The sequence below is a fragment of the Lentzea sp. NPDC060358 genome (assembly GCF_042725365.1).
Lineage (GTDB): Bacteria > Actinomycetota > Actinomycetes > Mycobacteriales > Pseudonocardiaceae > Lentzea.
In genome coordinates, this window is the sequence record NZ_JBHXCW010000270.1 from 1 (window position 1) to 9,812 (window position 9,812).

Sequence of the window (9,812 nt, forward strand, 5' to 3'; positions counted from 1 at the left end):
CGACGTGATTGTCGTTGTCGCGACCCTGGGCGGGCAGCTTCTCGGCATGGTAGCCCAGCGGCCGTCGTTCGCCGACGAGGTCACCCGCGTGGCCCGCGAGGTCGGCACCGAGGGCATCCTCGGCGGCCAGGCGCGCGTGTCCGGCGTGGCCGGCACGTGGAAGGACCTCACCGACTCGGTGAACTTCATGGCGGACAACCTGACCAACCAGGTCCGCAACATCGCCCAGGTCACCACGGCCGTCGCGCGGGGTGACCTGACGAGGAAGATCGACGTCGCGGCCCGCGGCGAGATCCTCGAGCTCAAGACCACGATCAACACGATGGTCGACCAGCTCAGCTCGTTCGCCGACGAGGTCACCCGCGTGGCGCGCGAGGTCGGCACCGAGGGCAAGCTCGGCGGCCAGGCCGAGGTCGACGGCGTGGCCGGCACGTGGTCGAAGCTGACCGACAACGTGAACCAGCTCGCCTCGAACCTCACCACGCAGGTCCGCGCGATCGCCGCCGTCGCCACGGCCGTGACCGCGGGTGACCTGACCAGGCAGATCACCGTCGACGCGTCCGGCGAGCTCGCCGAGCTCAAGGACAACGTCAACCAGATGATCGCCAACCTGAAGGAGACCACCCGCGCGAACCGCGAGCAGTACTGGCTCAAGACCAACCTCGCGCGGCTGTCCGGCCTGATGCAGGGCCACCGCGACCTGCGCGCGCTGGCGTCGTTGATCATGAGCGAGCTGACGCCGCTGGTCAGCGCCCACCACGGCGCGTTCTTCCAGATCCAGGAGGACGACGACGCCAAGCAGTCGCTGGAGCTGACCGCCTCCTACGGCTTCCGCCTGGACACCGCCCGGATGACCCGCGTGGCGATGGGCGAGACGCTGGTCGGCCAGTCGGCGCTCGAGAAGAAGACGATCCTGGTCACCGAGGTCCCCGGCGGCTACCTGACCGTCTCCTCGGCGCTCGGCGAGTCGGCCCCGGTCAACCTGGTGATCCTGCCGGTGCTGTTCCAGGGCGAGACCCTGGGCGTGATCGAGCTCGCCTCCCTGAACGAGTTCACCGAGGTCCACCTCGACCTCCTGGACCAGCTCAAGGAGGCCATCGGCGTCAACGTGAACACGATGCTGGCCAACTCCCGCACCGACCTGCTCCTCGTCGAGTCCCAGCGCCTCACGGCGGAGCTGAGGGCCGGTTCCGAGGAACTGGAGGACCGCGCCCGCCAGCTGCAGACGGCGTCGAAGTACAAGTCCGAGTTCATGGCGAACATGTCCCACGAGCTGCGGACGCCCCTGAACTCGCTGCTGATCCTCGCCAAGCTGCTCGCCGACAACCTCGACGGCAACCTGAACGCGAAGCAGGTCGAGTTCGCCCGCACGATCCACTCGTCCGGCTCCGACCTGCTGCAGCTGATCAACGACATCCTCGACCTGACCAAGGTCGAGGCGGGCCACATGACCCTGCACGAGGACCCGGTGCGGGTGGACGAGCTGGTCCGCTACGTCGAGACCCTCTGCCTGCCGCTGACCGCGGAGAAGAACCTGGAGTTCTCGGTCCGGGTCGACCCGGACGTGCCGGAGACGCTGCGCACCGACGAGCACCGGTTGCAGCAGATCCTGCGCAACCTGCTCTCGAACGCCGTGAAGTTCACCCACGACGGCGGCATCCGCCTGCACGTGCGCATGGACGAGCCGTCCACGGTGGCGTTCGACGTGCACGACACGGGCATCGGCATCCCGGCCGAGAAGCTGGCCGTGATCTTCGAGGCGTTCCAGCAGGCCGACGGCACCACGTCCCGCAAGTACGGCGGCACCGGCCTGGGGCTCTCCATCAGCCGTGAACTGGCCCAGCTGCTCAACGGCGCCCTGCGCGTCCGCTCCGAACCGGGCATCGGCTCGACGTTCACCCTCTGCCTGCCGCTGGGCAAGGTCGTCTCGGAGGCCGTCGTGCTGCCCGAACCGACCCCGATCGTGACCCCGGCCCCGGTCCTCGCGGCCTCGGGCTCGATCCGCTTCCACGGCGAGAAGGTCCTGGTCGTGGACGACGACCTGCGCAACGTCTTCGCGCTGACGAGCGTGCTGGAGCTGCACGGCCTGGAGGCGATCTACGCCGACAACGGCATCACGGGCGTGCGGGCGCTGGAGCAGTACGACGACGTGGCCATCGTCCTGATGGACATCATGATGCCCGAGCTGGACGGCAACGCGACGATCTCGGCCATCCGCGCGATGGAGCGCTACTCGGACCTGCCGGTGATCGCGGTCACCGCGAAGGCGATGAAGGGCGACCGGGAGAAGTCGCTGTCCTCGGGCGCCACCGACTACGTGGCGAAGCCGGTGGACACCGAGCACCTCATCCGGCTGATCGCGTACTACCTCGGGGTGTCCGGGGACGCGTGACGGAGCGGGGCTCGCTCGGGCGAGCTCCGCCGGTCAGCGGTGGTGGCCGCGCCGCGACGCGAGGCAGTCGCGACGCCGGGGCGAGCCACGCCGGACCCGCCCGCGCCGGAACGAGGGCCGGCTCGCCGGGGACCTACGGCGCCACCGGCTCCTGGACCGCCTCGTCCACCGAGGCGTGCAGGCTCAGCACCTGGGCCACGTCGGCCAGCTCGAACAACCGGTGCACCGGCGCCTGGGCCGAGGCGATCCGCAGCTGTCCCCCGGCCTCGGCCAGCCGGCGGTGCCAGTCCAGCACCAGCGCGAGCCCGGTCGAGTCCATGAACTGCAACTCCCCCAGGTCCAGGACGGCGTGCGCCCCGCTGACGTCCGAATCGAGCCGTGCGGCCAGCACGGGGACGGTGTCGATGTCCAGCTCACCGGCGACGGCGAGCACTCGCCACCCCCGCTGGACCTCGCTGCCGACGTTGAGCTCCATCGTCGCCGTTCCTTCCGCCACGCCCGACTCGTGCGACCCAAATCGTGCAGCACGACGTCCGGGCATGCGACCACCGGGGGGCTGAAAGATCCGAACGGGGTGCCGGATGTGCGACGATGCGCCTTGTGCTGAACGACCCACTGGCTGAGGTGCGGGTGACCCTGACCGCCGAGGGCGGGTCCTGCGCACGTGCCCGGCGGGTGGTGCGCGACGCCTGCGCCTCCTGGGGTCTGCCCGAGGACCTGGCCGACGACGCGCAGCTCGTGGTGACCGAGCTCGTCTCCAACGGGATCGACCACGGCGAGGGGACCATCACCCTCACGGTGCGGCGCACCGCGGCCGGGATGCTGCTCGAGGTGCACGACGAGTCGCCGGAGCAGCCGGTGCTGAGACCCGTCGACCCCGGGTCGGCGCGAGGGCGGGGCATGCAGCTCGTGCAGGCCCTGAGCGTCGGATGGGGGACCACTCCGGACGATGGGGGGAAAGTGGTCTGGGCTCAGCTAGTGCGGTGACCACGATCCTCACCGTGCACAACCCGGCAAGGGTTCGTGGCCACCGCACTAGAAGGCTGAAAACGGGGTACCTCACCCCGTATGACCGCAACGCCTCCTGATCCCGACCCGCTCCGCACACCCGGCCTGGAGCCCGGTGGCGGGGTCGCGCCGGGCGACACGCCGCCCGACTCCGGGTCGACCACCACCGGCCTGACGCACCACGAGCAGAAACCACCGGGCAAAGCCGCGTCACGCATTGTGATCGGGCTCATCATCCTGTTCGCCGTTCTCGTGGCCGCCATGTTCGTGACCAGGGCTTTCCTGCTGGGCTGACGTGCGGGCGGCACCGCCCGGCCTTGACCGCCACCGGGAGACGCGTACGGTCGGAGTGGTTGGGAGTCCTCATGAACAAGCTCGACCAGAGAACGACCTATGTCCAGTCCATCCCGATCGTCGCGGTGACCGGTGAGATCGACATGATGTCGTCCGCCCCCGTGACCAGCAGGCTCACCGAACTGCTCGACCGGAAACCGCCCGCACTGGTCCTCGACCTGCGGGAAGTGCGCTTCTTCGGGTCGGAGGGCATCCGCGCCCTCGTGGAGACCCAGGCCCAGGCCGACGAGCTCGGCGTTCGCTTCGGCGTCGTCAGCGACACGAGAGTCGTGTTGCGCCCGCTCGAGATGACGGCCGTCGACCAGGTGCTGCGGCTGTTCGCCGACGTCGACGACGCGGTGACCGCCCTACGCGGCTGACTCGCGCCGTCCGCGCGAGCGCTCGACCAGTTCGAGCAGCAGGCCCTCCTTCGTGGACCACGGCGAGATGTCCACGACGTCGTGCCCCGAGACCTTCATCAACCCCTCCGCGACCACCGCGCCCGCCAACGACTGCTGGGCCCGGTGGCGCGAGATCCCCGGCAGCGCCGCGCGTTCGCGCACCGAGAGCTTCGCCAGGCGCGGGATCCACTTCTCCAGGTCCTTCAACCTCAGCTGCCGCGCCGCGTAGGTGCCGCTGCGCGCGCCGGCGAGGCGGGCGAGCTGTTCGAAGACCTTGGAGCAGCCGACCGCGCGAGCGCTCTCCCCGCGGGGGAAGGCGGCCGACAACCGGTCGTGCACCTCGGCCCGCATGTCCTCGACGGTCAGGCCGGCCCGCGTGAGCGTCCTCGCCCCCAGGGGCAGCGACAGCGCGAACTCCGGCTCCGCCGCGAACCCGGCCGCCAGCTCCACGGTACCGCCGCCGACGTCGAGCACCACCATCGGACCGGCGCTCCAGCCGAACCAGTGCCGCGCCGCCGTGTAGGAGTAGCGCGCCTCTTCCTTGCCCGACAACACCTTCAGGTCCACACCGGTGCGTCTGGCGACCTTGCGCATGACCTCCTGGGCGTTCGAGCTGTCGCGCACCGACGAGGTGGCGAACGGCAGGAACGGGACGTCACCGGCCTTCTTGCGGGCGGCGCGGACGGCCGTGCAGAGCGACTCGACGCCGGCGGCCGTGACGGCTCCGGCGGAGTCCAGCTCCCGGTCCAGGCGCAGCCGCACCTTGTGGGACAGCAGCGGGTGTGTCAGGTCTCGTTCCACGACCACCAGGTGTGCGCTGAAGCACCCGACGTCGAGAACCCCGACCGCCATTCGCCACTCTCCTTCTCGTCAAAGTTCTCTTTACCCCATCGGTCACCATTCTGCGGGAACAGAGCACCCGATCAGGGGAAGTGCACCAGATGAGATGCGTTACAGTCGCCCGATGTCACTGGTGGAGATACCTTCCCGGCTCGAACACGCCCTCAGCAAGGCGCAGCGCGGCGTAATCGTCCTGGCCGTGGACGGTCTTTCCGCGGACGTGGCCAAGCAGTCGTGGCTGGCCGCCTCCCTCTCCACGCTCTCCTCGGCGGTGCCGGCCACGGCCGCGACCGCCTTCCTCACGGCGCTGACCGGCGTCCCCGCGGACGTCCACCGCGTCCCGGGAACGGTGTACCGCAACGGTTCCGGACTCGTGCACGCCATCAACGGCTCGCCGGCGATCCCGGACCTGCCGACGGTGCTCGAACGGCACGGCGCGACGGTCTTGGCCCGCGAGCTCGACCTCCTGGAAGGAACCTGGGCCCGGGCCCTGCTCCGCGGCTGCACCCGGTTACCCGCGCCCCCTCGGCACAAACTCACCGCGCAGGCGGAGGACCCGCCGCTGCTCGTCGCGAACGTCGTGGCGGACCTCGACAAGGCGCTGCCGGACGCGCGGTTGCTCTGGACGTACGTCAACATCGACGACCACGTGCACCGCCACGGCTACGACGAACCGGTGCACGAGGCGATGCTCCGCCTCGACGCGCACGCTTCCCGTTGGGCCGCACAGGGGTGGACCGTCGTCGCCCACTCCGGCCACGGCCAGGTCGCCGTCGACCCCGACGCCGGCCTCGCCGAGGCGTGGGACGCGATCGTCCGCGAGGACTGCGTGATCCCCTCCGGCGGCGCCGGGCGCACCCGGTGGCTCTACCCGAAGCCCGGCCGCACCGACGCCGTTTTCGACCGCGTCGCAACGGCTCTGGGATCGGCGGCCACCGTGCACCACGCCACCGACCTCGGCCTTCCCCAGCCGGAGACGGGTCCGGTGGTCGCCGTGGCGGCCTCGCCCGCGTTCCCGATCCCCGATCCGTCCAAGAAGTTCGAGCACGGCGGTGCGAGCCGCGACGAGACGGACGTCCCGTTCGCGGTCTGGGAGCCCGTACAGTGACGGTGTGCGCGTCGAGTTTTCAAGCAGCATAAGGGAAATCGATGCCGCCGATTGGGACTCGGTGGTCCACCGGACGGGTGCGCCGGTCTTCTACCGGCACGCGTACCTCAGCGCGTACGAACACGCGCCGCTGACGGACGTCGAGTCCTTCGCGTACTTCGTGGCGCGTGACGGCGGCAGGGCGGTCGCCGTCACGCCCGCCTACCTCCAGACGGTCGCGGACCCGTTGCGCCGCCTGCACGAGACCTATCCCGAGGCGCACGGCGAACGCGCGCTGCTCAGCCACGCCTGGCACTGCTACGACGCGCACGTGCCGGCCACGGCGAGGGTGCTGCCGCGCCTGCTCGAGTCGATGACCCGCACTGCGTCGATCTTCGGCGCGCGGTGGTGCGGCTTCGTGAACGTCCAGCGCGGCAACGCCCTCTCCCGCGACCTGCGGGCGAACGGCTTCCCGGCGCGCCACCTCACCGACCGGTGGACCGTCGACCTCGCGGGCGTCTCCTCCTACGAGCACTACCTCGCGAGGCTGGGCCAGCGCGCGCGGGCCAACCTGCGCCGCAACGAACGAAGAGCGCAGGACGCGGGCGTGACCGCCGAGGCCGTCGACGTCGGCCACGCGGCCCTGGGCGAGATCACCGCGCTGTGCGACAAGACCGCGAACAGGTTCGACAACAACGACTTCTACCGCGACAGCGCGTTCGCCGCGTTCGTGACCGCGCTCGGCGACCTCGTCCACGTCGTCGAGGTGCGGCAGCGCGGCCGGCTCGTCGCGGCCGGGATCTGCCTCTCCGACTCGACCCGCTTCCACACGTGGACGTGCGGGGTCGACTACGCCGTCGACGGCAACTTCAGCCCGTACGGGGTGCTGTTCGCGGAGTCCGTGCGGCTCGCCATCAGCCTCGGCAAACCGACGCTCGAGGACGGCAGGAGCAACGCGGGGTTCAAGCGGCGGCACGGCCTGAGCCCGCGCCATCTCGACGCCGTCCTCTTCCGCATCTGAACGCCGGGTCGTGCCCGGCACGGGGGCCGACGCGGGCGGCGGGGGTCATCACGCGCAACCACCTGGCGGAGGACGGCGCGGAGGTGTCGTCCCCGCGGCGACCACCACCTGGTCGAGGCGATCCTGCGGGTGCCCGAGCGCGCGGTGGTGGCGAAGGCCACCGCCGGTGGTCACTGCTCGACGACGCGCGCCGTCGGCCCGTCCGTCCAAGTGGCCTCCAGCCTGGACAACCGGCCGGCGGCGGTGCGGAAGTTCACCACGAGCGGCCCGCCCGGCTGTTCGACCGAGACCGACCAGCCGTCGGCCGGAGTCGCCGACAGGGCCGCCACCTCACCGGTGGGGCGGTAGCGCACGACCACGTCGCCGCCGCGCAGGTGGAAGGCGTGCACGTAGGATCCGTCCGCCTGCCACTCCCCCTCCTCGAGTTGAGCCGTCGACGGACGCGCATCCGTACTACTGGGAGGACGCGGCACGGACGAGCTGACAACGGGAGGCCTGGTGGTCGTGGTCGTGGTGGTGGACGTGACAGGCGGTGCGCCGATCGAGGCACCGGACTCGGGCACCGGCACGGTGAGCGAGGTGACGGTCGGCATCGGCAGCACGGCCGCGCCGAGCGCCGGGTCCCCCGGGACCACCGGCGCGGGCTCCATCGCCGACCGGATCCCGAACCAGGACAGGCCGACGGCGACCGCGGTCACCACGGCCCACGCGGCCAGGTATCCGATCGACCGTCTCACTGCGAAGACCCTCCCCTGACATGGCATCGGTACTTCTCGTCGAGGACGACCCGGTGGTGCGGGCGGCGATCACCCGCGCCCTCACCGGTCAGGGCCACATCGTGCACGGTGTGGCGCTCGCGATCGAGGCTTTGCGCGAAGTCACCGCGTCCGGGTACGACGTCGTGGTGCTCGACCTGGGACTTCCCGACCTCGACGGCGGCGACGCGCTGCGGATGATCCGGGGCGTCACGAACACCCCGGTGGTGATCGCCACGGCCCGCGACGACGAGGCGGAGATCATCCGCCTGCTCAACGCGGGCGCCGACGACTACCTGGTCAAACCGTTCTCCAGCGAGCACCTCGAGGCCCGCGTGCAGGCGGTGCTGCGGCGGGCGCGCGACAGCCGGCAGCTCGTCGTCGGCGGCCTGGAGATCGACGTGAGCGCGCGCCGGGCCTCGGTCGACGGCCGGGAGCTCTCGCTCACGCACAAGGAGTTCGAGCTGCTGTCCTACCTCGCCGCCCGGCACGGCGACGTGGTGCCGCGCGCCGAGATCCTCGCGAGCCTGTGGCCGTCCCACCGCGACGACCAGACGCTGGACGTCCACCTGTCGTGGCTGCGCCGCAAGCTCGGCGAACGGGCCGCGCAGCCGCGCTACCTGCACACGGTGCGCGGGGTGGGCGTGCGCCTGGTCGCACCGAGGTGAGGCGGTCACTGGTGCTGGTCGCTCTCGCGGCGACCAGCATGGTGGCGCTGGCCTTCCTCATCCCGCTCGCGATCGTCGTCAAGAACGCCGCGTACACCCGTGCGCTCAGCGAGGCCGAGAAGCAGGCCAACGCGCTCACCCCGGCCCTGGTGATCACCAGGAGGCCCCAGGAGATCCGCCAGGCCATCCGCAGCACCCGCTACGGCGGCCAGCAGCGGCTCGCCGTGCACCTCGCGTCCCCGGCCGGCACCTACGGCACGTCGCACATCACCGCGCAGGACCTGGAGCAGGCGCAGCGGCTCGCGCGGGCCGCCACGGTCGAGCGCCCCGACGGCGTCGCCTACCTGCAGCCGCTCGCCACCAGCGACAGCGGGATCGCGATCGTCGAGGCGTTCGTGCCGCACGAGGAGCTCACCCACGGCGTGGTCGGCACGTGGTGGGTGCTCGCGGGTGTCGCGGTCGGGCTCGTCGCCGGGTCGGTGCTCGTCGCCGACCGGCTGGGCGCACGGGCCGTGAAGGCCACGCGGGCGTTGGCGGAAGGCGCGCGGCGCATGGGACAGGGGGACATGTCCGCGCGCGTTCCGGTCAAGGGACCTCCCGAGGTGGCGGAGGTGGGGAAGGCGTTCAACGCCATGGCCGAACGCGTCCGCCACCTCCTCGCCTCCGAACGGGAGGTGGTCGCCGATCTCTCGCACCGCTTGAGAACGCCCCTGACGGCCCTGCTGCTGGACGCGGACGCCCTCGGACAGGGGTCGAGCGCGGATCGCGTCCGCACGGCCGTTCAGGGGCTCGAGAGGGAGATCGGCGAGATCATCAGGGCCGCCCGGTCCGGCCTGCGGCCCAGCGAGAGCACCACCGACGCGACGGACGTCGTCCGCGACCGGCTGGCGTTCTGGTCCGCGCTCGCCGACGACCAGGAACGGCCGTGGACGGTCCGGGGCGCCGACCGGCCCGCGCACGTGCCGATCGCGCGCACGGAGCTCTCCGCCGCGCTGGACGCGGTGCTGGGCAACGTCTTCCGCTACACGCCCGAGGGCACCCGGTTCGCCGTGACGCTCGTGCACCAGGCCGACCTGGTGGCGCTCGTCGTCGAGGACGCCGGTCCCGGCATCGCGGACTCGGCCCGCGCGGTGCGCCGCGGCGCCAGCGGCGGGGGCTCCACCGGCCTGGGCCTCGACATCGCGCGCCGCGCCGCGGAGGCCACGGGCGGTTCGCTCCGCGTCGACCGCGGGCCGCTGGGTGGCGCACGCGTGCAATTGAGGCTCCGTCGGGTGTAGGTGGCTCTTTCGGGAGAGCCGGGAAGAACC

General features: G+C 71.4%; 11 protein-coding genes. 8 read left to right on the top strand and 3 right to left on the bottom strand.

Features of this window, described 5'->3' with window-relative positions; translation table 11 throughout:
- Positions 1 to 2,392 (top strand): ATP-binding protein (locus ACFWGZ_RS35595; protein WP_382455986.1); only part of this gene is annotated, 2,392 nt, incomplete at its 5' end.
- 133 nt (positions 2,393 to 2,525) lie between these two features.
- On the opposite strand, the gene ACFWGZ_RS35600 is transcribed toward ACFWGZ_RS35595, so the two are convergent.
- Positions 2,526 to 2,888: an STAS domain-containing protein gene (locus ACFWGZ_RS35600; RefSeq protein ID WP_382455987.1), complete on the bottom strand. Its 363-nt coding sequence runs from the start codon at positions 2,886 to 2,888 to the stop codon at positions 2,526 to 2,528.
- Between the two features lie 95 nt (positions 2,889 to 2,983).
- On the opposite strand from ACFWGZ_RS35600, the gene ACFWGZ_RS35605 reads away from it, so the two are divergent.
- The 3 genes from ACFWGZ_RS35605 (at position 2,984) to ACFWGZ_RS35615 (ending at position 4,113) form a co-directional block, all read left to right on the top strand.
- Entirely contained in the window at positions 2,984 to 3,379 is a 396-nt protein-coding gene (locus tag ACFWGZ_RS35605) for an ATP-binding protein (RefSeq protein WP_382455988.1), read from the top strand.
- Positions 3,380 to 3,460: 81 nt separating this feature from the next.
- A complete protein-coding gene (locus ACFWGZ_RS35610; protein WP_382455989.1) occupies positions 3,461 to 3,694 on the top strand; it encodes a DUF6480 family protein in 234 nt (77 codons plus the stop codon).
- A 71-nt stretch (positions 3,695 to 3,765) separates the two neighbouring features.
- Entirely contained in the window at positions 3,766 to 4,113 is a 348-nt protein-coding gene (locus ACFWGZ_RS35615; RefSeq protein ID WP_382455990.1) for an STAS domain-containing protein, read from the top strand.
- Here ACFWGZ_RS35615 and ACFWGZ_RS35620 read toward each other — a convergent pair.
- Positions 4,102 to 4,986 (bottom strand): Ppx/GppA phosphatase family protein, encoded by an 885-nt coding sequence (locus ACFWGZ_RS35620; protein ID WP_382455991.1) that lies wholly within the window; start codon positions 4,984 to 4,986, stop codon positions 4,102 to 4,104. The two genes, ACFWGZ_RS35615 and ACFWGZ_RS35620, sit on opposite strands and share 12 nt — an antisense overlap.
- Positions 4,987 to 5,098: 112 nt before the next feature.
- Here ACFWGZ_RS35620 and ACFWGZ_RS35625 point away from each other — a divergent pair, with 112 nt between their 5' ends.
- Together ACFWGZ_RS35625 and ACFWGZ_RS35630 are read left to right on the top strand one after the other, a co-directional pair.
- Complete coding sequence (locus ACFWGZ_RS35625; RefSeq protein ID WP_382455992.1) at positions 5,099 to 6,082, top strand: hypothetical protein; 984 nt, start codon at positions 5,099 to 5,101, stop codon at positions 6,080 to 6,082.
- Positions 6,083 to 6,143: 61 nt separating this feature from the next.
- Positions 6,144 to 7,082 (top strand): GNAT family N-acetyltransferase, encoded by a 939-nt coding sequence (locus ACFWGZ_RS35630; protein ID WP_382455993.1) that lies wholly within the window; start codon positions 6,144 to 6,146, stop codon positions 7,080 to 7,082.
- Positions 7,083 to 7,252: 170 nt separating this feature from the next.
- Here ACFWGZ_RS35630 and ACFWGZ_RS35635 read toward each other — a convergent pair whose 3' ends face one another.
- Positions 7,253 to 7,819 (bottom strand): hypothetical protein, encoded by a 567-nt coding sequence (locus tag ACFWGZ_RS35635; RefSeq protein WP_382455994.1) that lies wholly within the window; start codon positions 7,817 to 7,819, stop codon positions 7,253 to 7,255.
- A 20-nt stretch (positions 7,820 to 7,839) separates the two neighbouring features.
- On the opposite strand from ACFWGZ_RS35635, the gene ACFWGZ_RS35640 reads away from it, so the two are divergent.
- Together ACFWGZ_RS35640 and ACFWGZ_RS35645 are read left to right on the top strand one after the other, a co-directional pair.
- A complete protein-coding gene (locus ACFWGZ_RS35640) occupies positions 7,840 to 8,505 on the top strand; it encodes a response regulator transcription factor (protein ID WP_382455995.1) in 666 nt (221 codons plus the stop codon).
- An 11-nt stretch (positions 8,506 to 8,516) separates the two neighbouring features.
- Entirely contained in the window at positions 8,517 to 9,782 is a 1,266-nt protein-coding gene (locus ACFWGZ_RS35645; RefSeq protein ID WP_382455996.1) for an ATP-binding protein, read from the top strand.
- Positions 9,783 to 9,812: the final 30 nt, after the last annotated feature.